The 18,526-nt window shown below is 44.8% G+C and carries 21 protein-coding genes and 1 pseudogene; 8 read left to right on the top strand and 14 right to left on the bottom strand.

Going from position 1 to position 18,526, the window contains the following annotated elements; translation table 11 throughout:
* Window positions 1-50: 50 nt before the first annotated feature.
* Window positions 51-422 carry a helix-turn-helix domain-containing protein gene (locus tag K9N75_RS10875; protein ID WP_008813383.1) on the bottom strand — a complete coding sequence of 124 codons (372 nt, stop codon included), beginning with the start codon at window positions 420-422 and terminating at the stop codon, window positions 51-53.
* 29 nt (window positions 423-451) lie between these two features.
* Window positions 452-865, bottom strand: coding sequence for a hypothetical protein (locus K9N75_RS10870; protein ID WP_224452570.1), 414 nt, complete (start codon window positions 863-865; stop codon window positions 452-454).
* 865 nt (window positions 866-1,730) lie between these two features.
* Between K9N75_RS10870 and K9N75_RS10865 the strand changes: the two genes are divergently transcribed.
* Together K9N75_RS10865 and K9N75_RS10860 are read left to right on the top strand one after the other, a co-directional pair.
* Entirely contained in the window at window positions 1,731-2,075 is a 345-nt protein-coding gene (locus K9N75_RS10865; protein ID WP_276530428.1) for a DMT family transporter, read from the top strand.
* 310 nt (window positions 2,076-2,385) lie between these two features.
* Complete coding sequence (locus tag K9N75_RS10860; protein ID WP_224452569.1) at window positions 2,386-3,318, top strand: LysR family transcriptional regulator; 933 nt, start codon at window positions 2,386-2,388, stop codon at window positions 3,316-3,318.
* Window positions 3,319-3,368: 50 nt separating this feature from the next.
* On the opposite strand, the gene K9N75_RS10855 is transcribed toward K9N75_RS10860, so the two are convergent.
* Window positions 3,369-4,820, bottom strand: coding sequence for a methyl-accepting chemotaxis protein (locus K9N75_RS10855; protein WP_224452568.1), 1,452 nt, complete (start codon window positions 4,818-4,820; stop codon window positions 3,369-3,371).
* Between the two features lie 301 nt (window positions 4,821-5,121).
* On the opposite strand from K9N75_RS10855, the gene K9N75_RS10850 reads away from it, so the two are divergent.
* The gene (locus tag K9N75_RS10850) at window positions 5,122-5,565 is read left to right on the top strand and encodes a GNAT family N-acetyltransferase (RefSeq protein WP_008813379.1); all 444 of its coding nucleotides are present in this window, start codon (window positions 5,122-5,124) and stop codon (window positions 5,563-5,565) included.
* Window positions 5,566-5,630: 65 nt separating this feature from the next.
* Here K9N75_RS10850 and K9N75_RS22750 read toward each other — a convergent pair whose 3' ends face one another.
* Window positions 5,631-5,762 carry a hypothetical protein gene (locus K9N75_RS22750; protein ID WP_020303774.1) on the bottom strand — a complete coding sequence of 44 codons (132 nt, stop codon included), beginning with the start codon at window positions 5,760-5,762 and terminating at the stop codon, window positions 5,631-5,633.
* 157 nt (window positions 5,763-5,919) lie between these two features.
* Complete coding sequence (locus tag K9N75_RS10845; RefSeq protein WP_008813378.1) at window positions 5,920-6,825, bottom strand: LysR family transcriptional regulator; 906 nt, start codon at window positions 6,823-6,825, stop codon at window positions 5,920-5,922.
* Between the two features lie 104 nt (window positions 6,826-6,929).
* Here K9N75_RS10845 and K9N75_RS10840 point away from each other — a divergent pair.
* Window positions 6,930-7,856: pseudogene (locus K9N75_RS10840) on the top strand (DMT family transporter).
* A gap of 145 nt (window positions 7,857-8,001) precedes the next feature.
* Here the strand turns inward: K9N75_RS10840 and K9N75_RS10835 are convergent.
* Window positions 8,002-8,349 carry an antibiotic biosynthesis monooxygenase family protein gene (locus tag K9N75_RS10835; RefSeq protein ID WP_008813376.1) on the bottom strand — a complete coding sequence of 116 codons (348 nt, stop codon included), beginning with the start codon at window positions 8,347-8,349 and terminating at the stop codon, window positions 8,002-8,004.
* A 372-nt stretch (window positions 8,350-8,721) separates the two neighbouring features.
* Between K9N75_RS10835 and K9N75_RS10830 the strand changes: the two genes are divergently transcribed.
* On the top strand, window positions 8,722-9,300 hold the full coding sequence (locus K9N75_RS10830; RefSeq protein ID WP_039186878.1) for a cytochrome b/b6 domain-containing protein: 579 nt from the start codon (window positions 8,722-8,724) through the stop codon (window positions 9,298-9,300).
* Window positions 9,301-9,363: 63 nt separating this feature from the next.
* Here K9N75_RS10830 and umuC read toward each other — a convergent pair whose 3' ends face one another.
* The 6 genes from umuC to K9N75_RS10800 all read right to left on the bottom strand — a co-directional run bounded on the left by umuC (window position 9,364) and on the right by K9N75_RS10800 (window position 14,386).
* Window positions 9,364-10,632: a translesion error-prone DNA polymerase V subunit UmuC gene (gene umuC / locus K9N75_RS10825; protein ID WP_061060090.1), complete on the bottom strand. Its 1,269-nt coding sequence runs from the start codon at window positions 10,630-10,632 to the stop codon at window positions 9,364-9,366.
* A complete protein-coding gene (gene umuD, locus K9N75_RS10820; protein ID WP_039186882.1) occupies window positions 10,632-11,051 on the bottom strand; it encodes a translesion error-prone DNA polymerase V autoproteolytic subunit in 420 nt (139 codons plus the stop codon). Before umuD ends, umuC begins: the two co-directional genes overlap by 1 nt.
* Window positions 11,052-11,289: 238 nt before the next feature.
* The gene (locus tag K9N75_RS10815) at window positions 11,290-11,886 is read right to left on the bottom strand and encodes a serine acetyltransferase (RefSeq protein WP_064574090.1); all 597 of its coding nucleotides are present in this window, start codon (window positions 11,884-11,886) and stop codon (window positions 11,290-11,292) included.
* Between the two features lie 177 nt (window positions 11,887-12,063).
* Window positions 12,064-12,546, bottom strand: coding sequence for a cold-shock protein (locus tag K9N75_RS10810; protein ID WP_004090082.1), 483 nt, complete (start codon window positions 12,544-12,546; stop codon window positions 12,064-12,066).
* Window positions 12,547-12,805: 259 nt separating this feature from the next.
* On the bottom strand, window positions 12,806-13,345 hold the full coding sequence (locus tag K9N75_RS10805) for a DUF2058 domain-containing protein (protein ID WP_004090084.1): 540 nt from the start codon (window positions 13,343-13,345) through the stop codon (window positions 12,806-12,808).
* A gap of 180 nt (window positions 13,346-13,525) precedes the next feature.
* On the bottom strand, window positions 13,526-14,386 hold the full coding sequence (locus K9N75_RS10800) for a LysR family transcriptional regulator (protein WP_008813371.1): 861 nt from the start codon (window positions 14,384-14,386) through the stop codon (window positions 13,526-13,528).
* Window positions 14,387-14,483: 97 nt separating this feature from the next.
* Between K9N75_RS10800 and K9N75_RS10795 the strand changes: the two genes are divergently transcribed.
* Window positions 14,484-14,990, top strand: coding sequence for a phenolic acid decarboxylase (locus K9N75_RS10795; RefSeq protein WP_008813370.1), 507 nt, complete (start codon window positions 14,484-14,486; stop codon window positions 14,988-14,990).
* A gap of 170 nt (window positions 14,991-15,160) precedes the next feature.
* Complete coding sequence (locus K9N75_RS10790) at window positions 15,161-15,439, top strand: hypothetical protein (RefSeq protein WP_008813369.1); 279 nt, start codon at window positions 15,161-15,163, stop codon at window positions 15,437-15,439.
* A 215-nt stretch (window positions 15,440-15,654) separates the two neighbouring features.
* Here K9N75_RS10790 and K9N75_RS10785 read toward each other — a convergent pair whose 3' ends face one another.
* Entirely contained in the window at window positions 15,655-15,816 is a 162-nt protein-coding gene (locus K9N75_RS10785; protein WP_008813368.1) for a hypothetical protein, read from the bottom strand.
* Window positions 15,817-16,304: 488 nt separating this feature from the next.
* Here K9N75_RS10785 and K9N75_RS10780 point away from each other — a divergent pair, with 488 nt between their 5' ends.
* Window positions 16,305-16,763, top strand: a complete 459-nt coding sequence (locus tag K9N75_RS10780) for a GNAT family N-acetyltransferase (protein ID WP_008813367.1) — start codon at window positions 16,305-16,307, stop codon at window positions 16,761-16,763.
* Window positions 16,764-17,151: 388 nt separating this feature from the next.
* On the opposite strand, the gene icd is transcribed toward K9N75_RS10780, so the two are convergent.
* Complete coding sequence (gene icd, locus K9N75_RS10775; protein ID WP_004090093.1) at window positions 17,152-18,405, bottom strand: NADP-dependent isocitrate dehydrogenase; 1,254 nt, start codon at window positions 18,403-18,405, stop codon at window positions 17,152-17,154.
* Window positions 18,406-18,526 lie beyond the last annotated feature (121 nt).

The following is an 18,526-nucleotide window of genomic DNA, read 5'->3' as shown; positions in this document are numbered from 1 at the left end:
TGGATATTGGTCACGGAATAAGCCGCCTCTTCGACGGCCATTCTTTCATCTCAGTGTTTTTTGTTCATTTCCATGACTTCATCAAGTTTTGGATACAATCTCTGGTCACGAAACTTTGCAGGAGAAGTATTAAAGTGAGCTCTAAATACACGACTAAATGTTTGCTGTGAGCTAAAACCGTATTTAAGTGCAATATCAATAATTGGGAGTTCGCTTGCACAAAGCAGCGTAGCGGCCTCATGTAAACGACGTTTGCGAACATATTCCGCAATAGAAAGTCCCTTTTTTTGCTTGAACTCCCGCTGCAAATACCACTTCGAATATCCACTTTTCGCTGCTATTGCGTCCACTTTAATGGCCTCACTCAGCTGAAGTTGTCCTTCTAACCACTGGATAAGATCGCTGACAATCACCTCTGACATTTTTAACCTCTTCGTTGAATATCAGCCGATTAGCTGATACCCATTATTTCTTTAGCCAAATTCATGGTCTGTTCTGCTTTAGCTGCCTTTACCGGCACACCATACATGCGTTCGAGTCCCGAAACGAGATGAGACGCTGTCTCTCCTGATGCGTTCAAAACAATACCTCGGCACCGCTGAGAAAAATCATTACGGTGGATTTTCAACCACTTGGCAATAATCGTTCGTGCATCACGAGCACTCTCCCCAACAGCCGCGGAAGATTCATCTGGTTGAGCGGCCACATTAACCTCAGGGTATATCAGTACAAACGGGCGATTTTGCGCAAGCAAACGTTCGGTCTGAGCGACCCAATCGTTGCCTAAAAAACACATAAATTCTGCGCTGACCTTAACCAATGGCCAATCGCTCAGATCATACAGCTGCCTATTTTTATTGCTCATGTCTTTTACCTTTATATGAGTTGGTATCGATATGCTTAGGTAAGACATGCTCACATTGCTTTAAAGATATTCTGATTTTCCAGTTGGAAAACATCCCCTTCAAGTATGTGCATATTGTAAAGGTCTGCGCTTTTTATCTGGTGCATTTCGTGCTGACCAATCATGCAGTTTCACACCCAAAGCACAAATTAACGCTAAAAATAGAGCCACCTATAGAACAAAACACCAAGAGAGCCATGAACAGATATGGTATGATGGAAACTACTATAAGAGGTGGTATGTATGGCCTTAATGACTAAGGTTCTCGATATATTTAAAAGTAAGCAGGCGTTTGTTGTCTGTCAGGAATGTCATCATAAAGGCCGCTTTGATGAGTTCAAGATTGAAGACAGCATAATGATGCATTGCCCACATTGTCACTACAGCTTTAATCGAAAACGTCACAAGCTTTCTTCGATTTAATAATCCGCTCTACTCTTTTTCAATTTGTTCATGTGTTTCCCCCAAAGGGGGTTTACCCAGTGTAAGCTATGCTTCTAATGCGTTAATAATGCAATAAAACTTATCAGTCGTTGAAGCGGGATTGAACTTACCTTGCTAGAATGAACCAAGGAATTTTTTGCAATCCTTATGCGAGGTTTTTGTGCGTTTCTTACTCAACACCATGACAGGACTCGTTATATTGCTTTTAGCTATATGGACTGCATTAATCTTTGATTTCAACGAGATCAATAAACTTCCTTCCTATTTATTCCATCATTTAGAATCGTTTTTCAACCGTTGATTCTTGCCTTATACTCACCAAGCGATGGATTCAACTGGTATATCTCCTAGCGCTTAATATCACTGTTTATAAGGATTTACGATGTCCCCCGTTTTCATCACCTACGGAGCTTTGGCCTTTGCTATTGTCTGCGAAGTTATTGCAACATCCATTCTTCCTCATACTAAAGAGTTCACACGATCAGGACTCACGCTGGTGATGGCTCTGCTCTACGCCACTGCTTTTTATATGCTTTCGATTGCGACACGTACGATGCCTATCGGAATTGCCTATGCTATCTGGAGTTGTCTGGGGATCGTATTGATTGCGGGCGCCAACTATGTGCTGTTCAAACAGACTCTCGATTTCCCAGCCATGCTTGGACTGGTGTTTATTATCGCTGGCGTGTTAATCATTAATTTATTCTCCCGTTCTGTTTCACATTAAAACTCAAGAAACTCGTGAGCAGAATCATTTCCAACATAAGTCGCCTTTCTTTAAAGGCGCTCTAAAATCCATTTTTGCCTTGTCCCAAACCCACATATTCTCTTGTTTTTTTAGCTTCATATGATTAATGTATTTTTCACACAAAAATACATTTTTTATCTATCATATTTCATTCAATAATATTTATATTAATAGTATTAGAATTAATAGGCTATTTCATGAGTTCAAGAGTCGTGAGAATGGCCAGTTCAGAGCGTCAAGAACATCCCATTCATACTGACACAATCAATCAAATTCGTGCGGGCAACAAATGAAGAATATGAATGACAAGCAGATCCTCAAACGTGTAAGAGGCGTCGACCTTAACTTACTTACTGTTTTTGAAGCCATTTTTAACTGTAAGAGCGTTAGCTTAGCCGCAAAAATGCTAAACATATCACCATCTGCTGTTAGCCAGTCACTACAAAAAATACGTAATCATTATGATGATATTCTATTCATTCGTCAGGGAAATGTTCTGCAACCTACGTTAGTCTGTTTAAGTCTACACGACCAATTAGCTGAAATTATGCGTTTGGTTGATGTATCTTTGAATACAATCAATGACCCAACGAAGAAAAAAAAGTTTATTATCTACGCGTCGCATTACGTCGCATCTCACTACCTGCCTAAACTCATTCATGCACTTGAGCATCAAGCTCCTAATATCGAAATTATGCACTACACCTTGACGGAAGAGATGAAAGTGGATGAATTGCTAATCAACCGTCAGGCTGACCTGATCTTTGATATTCATCCAACCACTAGCCATTCCGTTATTTCTATCCCCTTTTCATCTGAGCCACTCTCTTTAGTGTGCAGCGCTAATCACCCACGGTTGAAAGGCAACGTAGATTTTAGTGAGCTCAGTGCAGAACGGTTTTGTGGCCTGCACTCGGCAATCCCTTATATCATGCGACGTCAGGTTGAATTTTCACGAATACTTGAAGGCCGAAACTTTATCTTCTCCAGCGATTCCGTTATGGCTCTTTTAAGTATTATCGAAAACACCGAGTCTATTGGTATTATGCCTTCTAGCCTATTAGCTGAAAGTTGCGGAGCCAAAATCCAAGCTATCGACGCAGGCGTACACCTTGAGCCCATTACGTTCTACTTCTTATACAACAAGCACTCAGCACACACTCCTGGATTCAGCCAGTTTTTAACTATCGTCAATCAACTCAGTACCGTTTCCAGCAAATGACTGACATCACACACTCCGCATCAATATTTGTCTGCCATAAATCTGAAACGTTATGCCAAACGAAATACCGAAATGGCCTGCTTTAAGGCATCAGCCTGATGTCCTTGCTGCTGGGCGACTCTCACGGTCTCAGCCACGTGGTTAACATTTTCCTGCACGCTGGCATCGATACTTGTAATACTGGTATGCATTTGTGAAATACTGGCTCGCTGCTGAACACTCATGGTCGATAACTCATCTACCAACTGCGCCAAACGGCCAATAGCCCGCATCACTTCCTGCATCGTTTCCCCTGCCACCGCTACTTGACTCGACCCTTTTTGGGTACAATCCATTGATACAGCAATCAATTGCCGTATCTCTTTGGCTGCATTTTCACAGCTCAATGCGAGCATTCTGACTTCAGTCGCCACGACGGAGAATCCTTTACCATGCTCGCCTGCGCGAGCCGCCTCTACCGAAGCATTTAGCGAAAGAATGTTGGTTTGGAAGGCAATGCCATCGATAATCTCCAGAATATTGCCAATGCGCAGAGACTCCTCTTTGATCTGTGCCATCGTGTGGATAGCCGAGGTGATACTCTCGCCGCCGCAAGCGGCCACCGCAGTGACTTTCGCTGAAAGTTCCTGTGCCAACAGCGTTTTTTCACTGGTGTGTGCGGAAACAGACGTTAGCTGTTCCATCGCGCTCGCCACCACGGCAAGAGCCGAAGCTTGCTCCTCTGTACGCTGTGACAGCGCGGAATTTTGTCTCATCAGACTTTCTGACCCACCCTGCACCATTGAAATCCCACGGCTCACTTGAGCAAGGGTATGACGCATGGTGTTCAACGTTGTGCTAAATGTTCGCGCAAAAGGTGAATGGTTTATAGGTTCCTCATTATCGAGCGTTAAACAGCCTGACTCGCGATTAATATGCGCGGCTAACTGAGCGACCTCACTTGCAGAACGCGCATCACGCGCCATATTCACCGCAATAAAAATCAGCATTGCTGTTTGCGCCACCACGAATAATGCGTGAAAAATCACCATGTGTAGCCCTGGATGCATAAAGCATACAATGCCATAGAGATCATTTTCCTGTAGGTAGTTAAACAATAGATGGTGAACCGCCGCCGTCGCCGCCCCTATTAGTAAAGGGCGATAATCGCGGTACGCCAACAGTGCGGAAAGTAGCACAAACACCGAGAAGTGGAATTCTGTCTCCCCTTCACCTAATTGGATAAGTAAGGCGGCAAAAGCGAGCAGGATGAAGGCAAAGAATAAGCGAGTGATTAATTTGCCGGGGAAAAGAAATTTTATCAACGATGAACTAAAGGCCAATATGCTGCCCACGATGAGGGCGGTAGCCAAATGATCGTAATACCAGCCGACACCCGCCGAGATAATCAATAGGCCCCATACCAAAAAAAACATCAGCAAATCAGCCCGCCTGTAAATCTGTTCGAGTGAAACCATCTCTGACGGCTCATTTCTGCTATGCAAAATCGTCACTGTCGCCATTATTTCATCCACACTGTCTGTGAGTAGAATTACTGATTCTGGAAGCTACTTTCTAATCAAGCGTAGATGCTTTTAGCGGCAACGGAGAAAAAATTATTGTCTGTTTTCCCTGTAGAATTAGCCGCTAAGTCTATTCGTTCGTTTCGAAATAAACGGCTGACGCGCCTATCTAATATGTGCATTGGTCTTTACGTGGTTCCCCGCCAAGCGAACGCATAAAATTACATTTATTGACTATCACTAACGTAAACTAAATGGCGGCGCTATCCTTCTCATAACATCCAAAGAAGGAATTATTTCCATGAAACTATTCACAGCACAGTTGCAAGACGTACAAAAAATCCTTCCGCTCTATCTTGGTTACAGAGCATTTTATCAGGTCGATGAATCCGCCGAAAAAGCTGAAAAATTTCTCACGGAGAGAATGAGAAATCATGAGTCAGTCATCTATTTTGTGGAAAAAGACGGGATGCCAGTAGGGTTCGCTCAGCTATATCCACTGTTCTGCTCGCTGGAGATGAAACGCATTTGGCTGTTGTATGATCTCTTTGTCGCGCCTGAAGCAAGAAAAGAAGGTGTGGCTCAGATGCTGTTAGCAAGAGCTGACCAGCTTGCAACCGAAACCGATTCTGCGTTTATCATGCTGAGCACCGCAACTGACAATGTGCGAGCTCAGGCGCTATACGAAAAAGAGGGTTACGTACGAGATACACAGTTCTTTGTTTATAATAAAATGGTGAGCTGATCTCGATGGCGCCACTCGCCTGAAATGTTAAAGGCCACCTGATGGTGGCCTTCTAAACAGATTCTCTATTTATCACGCGTAAGTTTCTCATCCTCTTCGGGTACTTCAATAGGGTTGAAGCCAAACGCAATAGCCGCGAGCAGCCCCACTAAATATCCTACTAACCGACTGCGAAAAATCTCTTTGAGTAGCCTCATCGCATCTCCGACTGTAAAACGGGTCAAGATCATATCGCGTTTTTTTCGGCAAAAATGCTGGGGAACCTGCAAATATTAAGTTAATTCACTTTGTGAATAGTTTTTACATCTGCCCCGTTTTCAATATCGAGATGATGATGCCGAGACATTTGCTGGCTTAATTCAGACGAGTAATCCTCTGGCGTAGAAAATCCACCAACCGCTGACAATCAGGAGAAAAAGGCTTGGATAATGTGCTTACAACGCCAACATCCATATAGGTAACACAGTCGTCGATTGTTCGGCGCATAACCCGAAGCCCCTCCAGTGACCAAGGTCGATAAACGAGATCGGACAAAATTGTGACGCCTTTACCCTGAGCCACTAGACTGCGAATCGCCTCAAACGAGTTGGTTCTAAATTGAATATCGGGCACACAGCCACGCGCCTGCCAATAGTCCTGAATCACTTCCGGATATTCATCTGTTATCAGCAGCAGAAATGGGCTTTTCTCAACATCGCTAAGATTAACCACGGATTGGCTCTGCAATGGATGTCCAATCGGCGTCCATAGTTTTCTGGGGGAACGGATAAAAGTTTCAATCTTCAGATCGTCATCGTGCTTAATATTCGACGTCAATAACAAGCAAAAATCGAGCTGGTTTTCCCGTAGCGCATTGACCAGCACCGGTGATGTCGCCTCTTCAAAAATAATTTCCATCAACGGGAAACGGTTTTGGATATCACTCAGAATCGTCGGTATCAGATATGCAGAAAGCGTTTCAGCCAGCCCAATACGCACTGTACCTGAAGCTAGCTCAGGTTGATTATGTAACTCCTCCAGCGCAGCGTGGCTGTCAGCGATAATTTTACGCGCATGGCTAAGAAAACGTTCGCCGGCTGAAGTTAAACTCACGCCCTTTGGATGTCGTATAAATAACTGGCTATTGAGCGCGTCTTCCAGATTACGCATCGACACCGTCATTGACGACTGAGAGATATGACATCGGCTGGCCGCTTTGGATATCTGCAACGTCTCAGCCAACGCAATGTAAAACTCAAGTTGCCTCAGCGTAAAGTTCATAGTTTTAATCTATACCGATGGATGGAAAGTTTATATTAGCATCCCATATGGCATGCGCAGTAACCTTGTTTCAGTAACAAATTCATCCCGTTATTGGAGCATTTATGCCTTACTTTCTACTCAGCCTAGCGGCCTGTTTCTGGGGCGGAAACTACGTTGTTGGACATTTATTAGTCGCCCATGCAGACCCCATCGTTCTATCTGCGGCACGCTGGATTTTCACCGCTTTATTATTGCTTGCGCTCTATTTTCGCCAGGTAAAAGCGCAGTGGCCAGCGATGAAAAAATCATTTAGTACCATTGTATTCCTTGCTCTTTGCGGACAAGTATTATTTCCGCTAACTCTCTATATCGGTCTGCAATACACGTCATCGCTTAATGCCGCTATCTATTTATAAACCACACCCGCGATGGTATTACTGATAAATCGCTTTATTTTCAGAGAGCATATATCTAGTCGAAATATCGCCGGCGTAGCCTTAAGTTCACTAGGCGTTATCTGGTTAATCTTACAGGGAGATATTGCTCACGCGGATATATTGAAAAAACTCAACCGAGGAGACTTGTGGACCATGGGCTCTGCCATCAGTTGGGCTATTTATTGCGCATTCTTACGTATAAAACCTGCCGAGGTGAGAGGCAATGCTTTTGTAACCGTCAGCGCGGTATTAGGTGCTCTCGTTTTGATTCCTGTATTGCTCATCAGCATAGCGGAAAACGGTCTTCCCGATATGAGTGCTTATACTCAACCAACGTTTTTAAGTGGACTGTTCTATCTGATCATTTTTCCTTCTTGGCTCTCCTATTTGCTATGGAACAAAGGAATTACCACTATCGGTGCAACGCGTGGGGAGATATTCTCACATCTGATACCACTCAGCGGCGGCGTATTTAGCCTGCTATTCCTGCATTCGCCTCTGCATACCTATCATGGAATAAGTGCCCTTTTCATTATTGGTGGGATCGCGCTATGTTCGCGGGCAAAACATCCTTTGCCGAAGTTAGACAATCACGTTAGCACCATTGAATAATCTTGAGAGCCGCACAACGCCCTGTTCTGCGTCTTTTGCCTACGCAGAACAGAAACAATGTTCAACACACGGGCATCCGTTAGAAACTCTCGCCAGAAATCTTTTGGTTATAGTAAGCCTTAACGATCCCACGCCAGACTGCCCCCTATTGTTCACCTTGATAACGCATTTTAATCTCTGACAATGGATGGCTCATATTGTCATTATGGGCACCTTCAATTTTAGCGATAATGACTTGGTATCCCGCGATCCACTTACCGCTGAGCTCTTTAGCCTTCAGGTGCTCAACGTTTTTCATCAATAACTCCATTGCACTTCGACTACTCCAGTAGTAATTATTGATCACACGGCCAGTTTTAGGATCTGCATAGGACTCCATGCCAATAAACCCCGGTGTCGCCTGAGTGAACGCCTCAATTTTTGCGTCCAGAGCATAAAACTCGTCGTCGTACTCTTTTTTATCAAAGATAAAACTCGTCAAAAACGTAGGCATGTGCCCTCCTCATATAAACATTTCATTATTACCACTCAGCCCAAAACCAGCGAGATGCTGTTCAATAGTGGCATTGGCATCATACTTTGTAATTCATTAATCAACTTCTCGCCGGCCTCATATAATCCAGCTAACGGCATCGTTATCTGAGGGCGCTAAGCATAAGAAGCCGCTGGCTGCTTAAGTCGAAACTTTTAGCAGCCATCATCAGCTAAACAATAATAGTTGTCATTACTCAAAGGGATCATGACACAGTGTTAACTATTTAGACAAAAGTGATATTTAATTGGCTATATCAGATGCACCTAAGTTTACCTTAATGTTTAGTATATAAGATTACCCCATATCGAGTCTGGCTAGCGTGGAAATCAAATGTCTATATCAACGTTAATAGGTAGCTTTTGGCATTTCTTAGGTCTATATCAAAAGTTCTTTTTGCGATGCCTGCACATAGCCATTGCAATTCTTGTTATCACTCAAATACTCAATAGCAATGGCATGGGGTTTACACCAACGCAGCAAGTTCGCTCCGATCTGTTGACTGAGTTTTTCACGTGGATGCATATTGCCATCGGAATTGCTTTACTATGTTTATGCGTCGCGCTGGTCGTCTATTGCTTAGCAACCCGAGGTTTTCGTTATTTCTATCCCTATCTGTGGGGCGATTTCACCCAAATCAGACGCGATCTAAAAACGATAACCCGTTTCAAACTGCCTGAAAGTGAACCTAGAGGTCTGGCTACCTGCGTACAGGGCTTGGGCCTAGGAGCCTTATCACTCGTCGTTATCTCAGGCTTTACATGGTTTGTTTTATGGAGACTCAATTCAGCGTGGGCCGTAGATATGAAGGATATCCACAAATCCCTTACAGGACTTATTGAGTTCTATATCGTCGCACATGGTTCAATGGGAATATTGCACTTCATTATGTGGCGCTTTGGTAAGCAATAATTCGATCTCACTAAGCCAACGTAGAGTGCTCACGGCCCTATTTTATCACTATCAGGGGATTCACTAGTGAGCCATAACAATAGGGAGATCGCTAAATCTCGTTGTATAGGCTGGCGAAAGCATACTTCGCTTCATCTGCCAGCCTTTTTGAATGCCTTGTCCGGCAAACCACACCCTCCCGCGACCTTTCTTATTTATCTCGTCGAGAACGTTCATTAGCGCTTCACTATTTGGCTTGGGGCCGAACTCATCAAACAAGTTGAGTTGTAAGACTCCTTGATCATAAAAATCACCAAGCACGACCCCCGCTTTTTGATAACGCTTATCTGGCTGCCAAATTTTCGCTAAACAGGCGAGCGCCTGCTTGACGATATCTCGCGTGTCATTGGTGGGCGTTTCGAGCTGGGCCGATGCTGAATTTCCGTAATAAGGATGCCGTTCCGCAAATGGTGATGTTTTAATGAAGGCGCTCACATGCTTGCAGAATTGACTTTCTCCTCTGAGCTTTTCAGCGGCCCTTTCTGCATAGCTACAGATAGCCTCTTTCATATCCTGATACTCAGTAATGTGATGACCAAAGCTGCGACTACATAGAATCTGTTGCTTCGTGGGAAGCATCTCCTCAATGCCCAAACATGATTCACCTCGTAATTCACGCACCGTTCTCTCAAGAACTACGCTGTAATTACGTCGTACATAGGCTAAATTCATATCAGCCAATTTTAGTGCTGTATCAACCCCTATTGTTCGCAGCGATTTAGATAGCCTTCTGCCAACACCCCAAATCGTTTCCACTGGCATGAGAGCCATCAATTTTCTCTGCCGCAGTTCGTTGGTCAAAACAACAACACCACCGGTCTTACCCCATTGTTTCGCCGCATGGTTAGCCAATTTCGCCAGCGTTTTGGTTGGGGCAATCCCTACTCCCACGGTGAGATGGGTTCCCCACCAAATTTGCTCTCGAATCTCACGCCCATAGCCGTCAAGATCTCGGCAATGATTCACACCTCGCAGATCCAGAAATGCCTCGTCGATCGAATACAATTCCACCTGCGGAGCCATCTCTTCAAGCAAGGACATAACCCGTCGACTCATGTCACCATACAAAGAATAATTGCTACTAAACACATGGACGCCGTGTTGTTCACATAGCTGACGCAGTTTGAAGTATGGCGTCCCCATAGTGATGCCGAGCTTTTTGGCCTCAACGGAACGAGCGATCACACAGCCATCATTATTCGATAGAACAACGATAGGCTGGCCACGTAAATCGGGGCGAAACGCCGTCTCACAGCTGGCATAAAAACTATTGACGTCAACAAGAGCAAACACTATCGCGCCTCATTAATTACAAATTTCACTACACCAAATGTTTCGAGATCCTCCCCCTCGTGAAGCTCAATCGGCGGGTAAGCGGGATTTTCAGCCAGAAGCCTCGTTCTAGGGTGCGTGACATAGCGTTTTACGGTGAACTCACCACCAAGACACGCAATGATAATGTCGTTGTGCTTAGGCCTGATACTCGAATCCACCAGCAATAACGAGCCGTCAAAAATACCGATCCCTACCATCGAGTCTCCAGCGACACGAACAAAATAGGTCGCGGCGGGATGTGCAATCAGCAGCTCATTTAGATCAATAGGCTTATCGATGTAATCCGCGGCGGGGCTTGGAAAACCGGCAGGTACACGATCGTCATAGAGAGGCAGTGGGATTGCCTGCTGGGAAACGGTGGCTGGATAAAATTTCATAACGTCAAACCAATATATGTATATGCATACAGTATAATGCTTGGTTTCAGTTATGAAAAGAGGTCGCTAGTGAGATAACCAGCGACGTAGAAGGAAAGTTCTGATTAGAAAGGAGTTAAATATTTCGTACGGAGGCTTGTCTTGATTAGCCAACGTCAGCCTGCAGAAAAATACCTAGCTCGAAAACATCCATTTAATCATTCAGATACATTCATGAATATCTCGTTTTATCACAACATCAGAGTTTCTTCTGCAGTAAAACCGGAGTTATTTTATTTATATAAATTGAATTATCTGGTATATCTGATAACACCAGAGCTTGAGCTCCGATTGTTACATTATTACCTATCTTAATAACATCAGATATAATACATGCATTAGCACCAATATCGACATTATTACCAATATTTATTGAATAGTGACTTCCATTTATATTTTTCACTCCAATGGTAACACCTTGTTTAATAGATACATTATCCCCAATGACCGCAAAATTTGTTATCACAACATTCGAGAAATGATTTATCCAAGGATTGTCTCCAATAATAGCCCCTAGCATTATATCCACATTGAAGTTTGAAATTAGGTCTCTATTTATTCTTTTTGCTACTTTTTTATAATTTCGATTGCCACTGAGATACATCGCATTTGCTAATCTCCACCAAAACCAGAAAATCGCATTCATATTTGTACTTTTTTTAGACTTCCTATACTCTTTAAATAGCCTTAGCCAAGAAAACTTATATTTCCCTTTTAATATTTCAGTTTCCCATGACTTTCTTAAATCACTATTTATATTTGAAATTAGATATAAAAAAACAAAGAAGAGTTTCATGTGATTGTTTATTTTAATTAGCTAAATTAATAAGTTAGAATAATATCTGTTCAAAAAAATAATGCAATGTAATTTTGTGAGAAATGGTATAGCTAATCACTCTGTAATCAGCAAGTGGTGCCGGAATTCTCCTAGTAAATGGCATTGAACTCCGGCACAGGTGCAGCCTGAATTATTTCAGACTTTCAACAATTTCACCGTGGCGTCCACATCTATCTCATCTTCTGAGAAGATCAGCGTCTCTCCTTGGAAGGTTGTGATCGCCAGTTTTTTCAGCGTACGCATTTCATCTGGTTTAGCGGCTGATTTCGGCTTGATATTATTCATCAATATCCCCACAGACAGCACCGTATTCTCTTTATCAATACGGCTATCCGCAGGCACTTCTTCGCTATAAACCAGATAGGATTTGATTGAGGTAAGCTTAAGCCGCTCGCCTGCAATATAGATATATTTACTTTCCGGTATAACTTTTACCGCATAAGCCGATAAGCCTTTGTTATTCGTGGTGGGCTCGAAAGTCACCGCCGCATCTTTCTTAATCAGATCAGGATTGGCGACCTTAATCACATGAAAATAGCGGTTATCACCGTTTTCATCTTTGATAAATCCAAAACCTTTATCTTTAAACCACGTTGTGATCGTTCCATTCATCGCCATTATCGCCTACTTAATTGTTTATCTACTCAGTTTTTACAGCGCGCAGTGTAAAGCACAATGGCTGCGCAGACTATGTATTTGGTTTACGAGACTGAAAATCGCAGACAGGTACCCGCATTTGAGATGAAATTCTGACATCTCTGGCCTATGCGGCTAGCTATCCAGAATGAATCTGTGTTTGCCTTGAACTCGCTGGGCATAAAAATGTAATGAAAAGCCCAGAAGGACTTTTCATATATGAGCACCAGTAAAACGTTAATTACCACATCAAATCATCAGGCACTTTAAAATCAGCATACGGATCGTCTTCATCCTGCTCTTCCTGACTCAGTGCACTATTTAATACGATACTGCTCGCATCTCGCTGGGCAATTTTATCAGCGACGCTCGCGGGAATGATTGCATACTGGCTCTCCCCGCTGCTATCAATCACCAAACGGGCAATGGCGAGGCGACCGCTAATCAGCTGGGCTTGTGTGACCTTATCCACCTCTATTTTTTTAATGACGTTATTGTCTGTGAAATTGAAGCCAATATCGCCTTTTGAAATGTCGATTTTGTTCATTTCAATAAGCTGTTTCACCTGAGCTTTATATTCTTTAGACAAAGCGGCCTGCTTTTGTTGCTCGCTGAGCTGTTTATCACGCTCAAGCTGTGCTTTCTTATTCTCTTCTACCGCTTCTCTTGCTTCACGCGCCTGCACCCGTGATTTTTTAGCCGTTTTCTGGACTTTGGCCATTTTTTTGCTGGTCACTAATCCCGCTTTTAGCATCTGCTCTTGTAAGGTGAGTTTTGTCATTTTGCTGTCTAAATCCGTTGAATAATTTACGGGATTATACCTGTATTCCTTGAGGCTATGCCAGATTGTAGAGGTGTTTATCGACGCTGCCACCAGATGGTTCTCAATGCCGGATGCGGTTGCACAGAGGTAAAGCCTGTAATCAAGAGCGCACAGGCGCGCCGCATGTGGCGGTGTGGTTTACAGCGCCGTTTTCAGGGCTGATATTAGGAAACTGACCGGTTCATCCGGCGGAACATCCTGACGCAGGATGATGTGTAAAGGCGTGACACGGTGGGTGCCGTGGCTGAGGGGCAATGGTTTCAGTATGCCTGCCGCCAATTGTTGGTGAATATAGGCCTGCGGCAGCCAGCCATATCCAAGACCGGCCACGACAGCGCCTGCCGCCGCATCCAGAGTGGAGAAATCCCAGTTATGGCTATCCCCTGAGGCCGTTTTACCGCCATCTGCTATTTGTACCCGTGGCCAATTGCCGAGTAGTGCTTCGGTCAACGTGCCGGATACCGACAGCAGCGGATGATCGCGATGTGCCACGGCAATAAAATCCACGTTCATTAGCCACTCTCCCCGGCCGGTAATATTTTGCCGGTCGGTCACGATCATCACGTCAGCATCGTCCACTGCGGGCATGGTGGGGAACATGCTCTCTGTGACTTCCGTTAGCCTCACCCGAATATGCGGCCAGCGTTGTTGGAATTGTTGCAGAGCAGAGAATAGGCGCTCCCGAGGATAGATAACGTCCACCACCAAATTAAGCTGCGATCGCATCCCTTCTTGCAGAGTCGCTGCCTGAGCCTCCACATAACTAAATGTTTTCAGGAGTGGGCGTACTTGGCGCAGCAGCGTGACCCCGGTTGGGGTTAATACAGTACGGCGCCCTTCTGGAACCAACAGCGTCACGCCCAGTAGCGTCTGGAGTTGCGCGAGATTATAGCTAATAGAAGACTGGCTTCGGTGTAGCGTATCGGCGGCACGTGCAAAGCTTCCGGTGGTGAAGACACAATCCAGAATTGCCCATTGTTCCAACGTGGTTCTATTCATAATGATTCACTTATTAGATTAATATCATCATAAATTAGCGCTATTCATCAAAATATTAAAGCATTAGACTAATTTTATCGAACAGAGGAGACCTGAAATGAGCAACTTTGATAAACATGATTTAAGCGGTTTTGTCGGTAAACATCTGGTGTACACCTACGATAACGGCTGGAACTACGAAATTTATGTCAAAAATGAACAAACCTTGGACTACCGTATTCACAGCGGTTTGGTAGGGAATCGTTGGGTCAAAGATCAGCGGGCTTATATTGTCCGCGTGGGTAAGGATATTTACAAAATATCCTGGACGGAGCCAACCGGGACGGATGTGAGCTTAATTGTCAACCTGGGGGATAAACTCTTCCATGGCACTATTTTCTTCCCACGTTGGGTGATGAATAACCCCGAAAAAACGGTTTGTTTCCAGAATGACCATATTCCGCTGATGAATCAGTACCGTGATACTGGTCCGGCTTATCCGACGGAGGTTATTGATGAATTTGCCACCATCACCTTTATTCGTGACTGCGGTGCGAATAATGATGATGTGATTGCCTGCGCGGCGAGTGAATTGCCGGAGAATTTTCCAGATAATCTGCGTTAAATAACAACCCGTTAAATTTAAAAGAAACCGTCGTAGTGAACGGTTTCTTTTGTTTTGCTACTAAACCGGAACGTTGCCATTCAACCGCAAGTTTGAGCACTGTTATTCCTACTAGCGGTACGGTGGATTGACTGTGCTATCCTCCCGTTTAATTTGTCAGGAGGGAAACAATGCATATAGACACCAAACTCAGACTAGCGTCTCTTTTCTACCTCATCGTTGCATATGCCATCGCCCTGCCATTGATGGCTCTTTTTACAGATCTGGTGATAACCGGCAGCATTATTGATATATGGAGGGGTTCATACTCATTTGCAGAACTGCTAAGCTTCCGTAAAATTCTTTTCCTAAAATTCGCCGGATTAGGTGCTGTTCTTGGCTTTTTCTACTGGCTATTTTTCTATAGAAAATACAGACATCACGACCCGCTGGACAAATATTTTAAATAATCACTGGCACTGTGTGCTGGTCTAATCCTGCATTAAATATGGGGCTTTTTGAACTGCCATAATTACGACTATGGTATTGGCCAGAGATACACCCCCACGCTTCGCTCCATGGACAGTAGAAACTGGCAACTATCTTAAGGATCTGGCAAGCAACAAAATCGATTAAAGCCAGTAACTCTTTCTATAGAAAGAGGAGTAAATTAATTGCTTAAATACTAGTAACCCGCGGCTTTATTAGCAGCCTTTATGCGTTTGTTTCTTGCATCCTGTTCTTGTTTCTCTGTAGCTTGCATTATCCCGCTGGCAGCATCTACCCAATCATTTGCAGTACAACCTGATAATCCCATGCCCAGCATAAGTGCAAACACATACTTCATTTTAGCTCCATCATCTCATGCTTGTATCAATAACGTCCGCGTAATACTCAATATATTCAACGCTTAGTAATAACTTTAACTAAGAATGGCATCATGGGCAAGATGAGGTTTTCAACGCAGGCTATATAATCACAAGCGATAATTTAGAGCTTAATTAATCTTATTTATTTGATACCCTATCGGAATTGAGTAAAAAGCGGTCGCACTAGGCTCCCGTTGACATATTTAGTATTTACCCGATTATATGTGCTTAATAATCGCGCTACTAAACCATTGACATTTCAGCAGCTTAGCTGCCTTCTAGCTGACATTCGAAGTCATAGGTGTACTTTTTAGTACGGGCGGTAATTATCTGCACCCGCGTGGTTTACACTGAGGGGATCACGATGGTTCGGTGGCCTGCTGGTGATTTTGGTGTTAGCCAGTCGGACGCGTTAAGGGCGGCATGGCCGTAATATAATGCTCAAGTCATAATGTAAGGATTAAAGATGGAAATAAGCTGGAAGGCATTGCGGGGCAGCAGCCTTAGCGCACGGCAGCTGCATGATATTCTGGCACTGCGCATCGCGGTTTTTGTCGTGGAGCAGACGTGCCCTTTTCAGGATATTGACGGACAGGATCTGCCTGAGAGTACCCTCCACGTTGCTGGCTACAGCAACGAAAAGCTTGTCGCCTACGCCAGGGTGCTGCATGTGGATGACTCTCCGGATGCGGCTAAAATCACGCGGGTGATTGTTGATGATACATTCAGGGGGCAGAGGCTGGGCGCCAGGCTAATGGAAGAAACGATGTCCCTTATCCACGATCATGCGCCACGCAAGGCGATAAAGCTCTCGGCGCAGTCTCACCTCGTCAGATTCTATGAAGGATTCGGGTTTAAAACAGCGTCCAGTGAATATCTGGATGACGGCATCCCCCATAAGGACATGGTGTATACGGACGCCTGAGTCTTACCGCGCCTGACGGCTCGACGTCGCCTACTGGCGCTGTACTGACTGGCAAGGATTTTTGATAAACAAGAGACAGCAGAAGCGTTGCAGCCAAGATACTGGCAATGACGGCCGCACAGATACCGGCGTGCTTCCGTTCACGCGGCTGGACTCTCGGTACAGCCCCGTCCGTTACTGCAAGTAGGCGGCAGGGATAATGAGAAAGTGATTGTATCAGCGGATTCAGAACGCAGGAAAGCAGCGCCCTTGTTAACGTACAGACCTGCTTACTGAGGTTTCAACGGCTTTTTAGATTAAAAATCTGGTCAGACCCGCTACGCGCGAGTTTTTTAGCGTGTCGACAGGAAACAACGGGGCATTAACAGCCCCGTTTACATTTGCATTATTACATGTGCTTAATAATCGCGTCACCAAACTCTGAACATTTCAGCAGTTTAGCGCCTTCTAGCTGACGTTCGAAGTCATAGGTCACGGTCTTGGCTGCGATCGCGCCTTCCATGCCTTTAACAATCAGGTCAGCCGCTTCGAACCATTCCATATGACGCAGCATCATCTCTGCAGAGAGGATGATTGAACCAGGGTTCACTTTGTCCTGACCCGCATACTTAGGTGCTGTGCCGTGGGTCGCTTCGAACAACGCGCATTCGTCACCGATGTTTGCCCCTGGTGCGATACCGATACCCCCAACCTGTGCCGCTAAGGCATCGGAGATATAGTCGCCGTTCAGGTTCATACACGCGATAACGTCGTACTCCGCTGGGCGGAGCAGGATCTGTTGCAGGAACGCATCAGCAATAACGTCTTTAACAATGATGTCTTTGCCCGTTTTCGGGTTCTTGATTTTTACCCATGGGCCGCCATCGATCAGCTCACCGCCGAACTCTTCACGCGCCAACTGGTATCCCCAGTCTTTAAATGCGCCTTCGGTGAACTTCATGATATTGCCTTTATGAACCAGCGTCAGAGAATCACGGTCGTTGGTAATCGCATACTCGATTGCCGCTCGAACCAGACGCTTAGTGCCCTCTTCAGAACAAGGTTTAATGCCGATGCCGCAGTGCTCTGGGAAGCGAATTTTTTTCACGCCCATTTCATCACGCAGGAACTTGATCACTTTATCGGCTTCGGCGCTGTCAGCCTTCCATTCGATGCCAGCATAGATGTCTTCCGAGTTTTCACGGAAGATGACCATGTCGGTCAGCTCTGGCTGCTTAACTGGGCTTGGCGTGCCCTGATAGTAACGCACTGGACGCAGACAGATGTACAGATCGAGCTGCTGGCGCAATGCCACGTTAAGAGAGCGAATGCCGCCGCCAACAGGAGTGGTTAGAGGGCCTTTGATCGCTACACGGTAATCACGAATCAGATCCAGCGTTTCTTCTGGTAACCATACGTCTTTGCCGTAAACCTGAGTCGATTTCTCGCCGGTGTAGATTTCCATCCAAGAGATTTTGCGTTCGCCTTTGTAGGCTTTGTTAACGGCCGCGTCGACCACTTTGATCATCGCAGGAGTAACGTCAACACCGATACCGTCACCTTCAATGAACGGAATCACCGGGTTATGCGGAACAACCAGTTTCCCCTGAGCATCAACCGTAATTTTCTTACCTTCAGCCGGAACAACAACTTTGCTTTCCATTAACCTCTCCTTCAGCGCAAGTACTTAGTAAAGTTCGCTACCCATAAACCTGAGTCTATTGTTTTTTGTACGGTAACTGCTTGATTTAGCTAAGGCGTAAATTGTAAAAAATGCCGCCTTT

This window comes from Hafnia paralvei, assembly GCF_020150375.1.
In the GTDB taxonomy this organism is placed as follows: domain Bacteria; phylum Pseudomonadota; class Gammaproteobacteria; order Enterobacterales; family Enterobacteriaceae; genus Hafnia; species Hafnia paralvei.
This window is presented reverse-complemented; position numbering and strand designations above follow the sequence as displayed.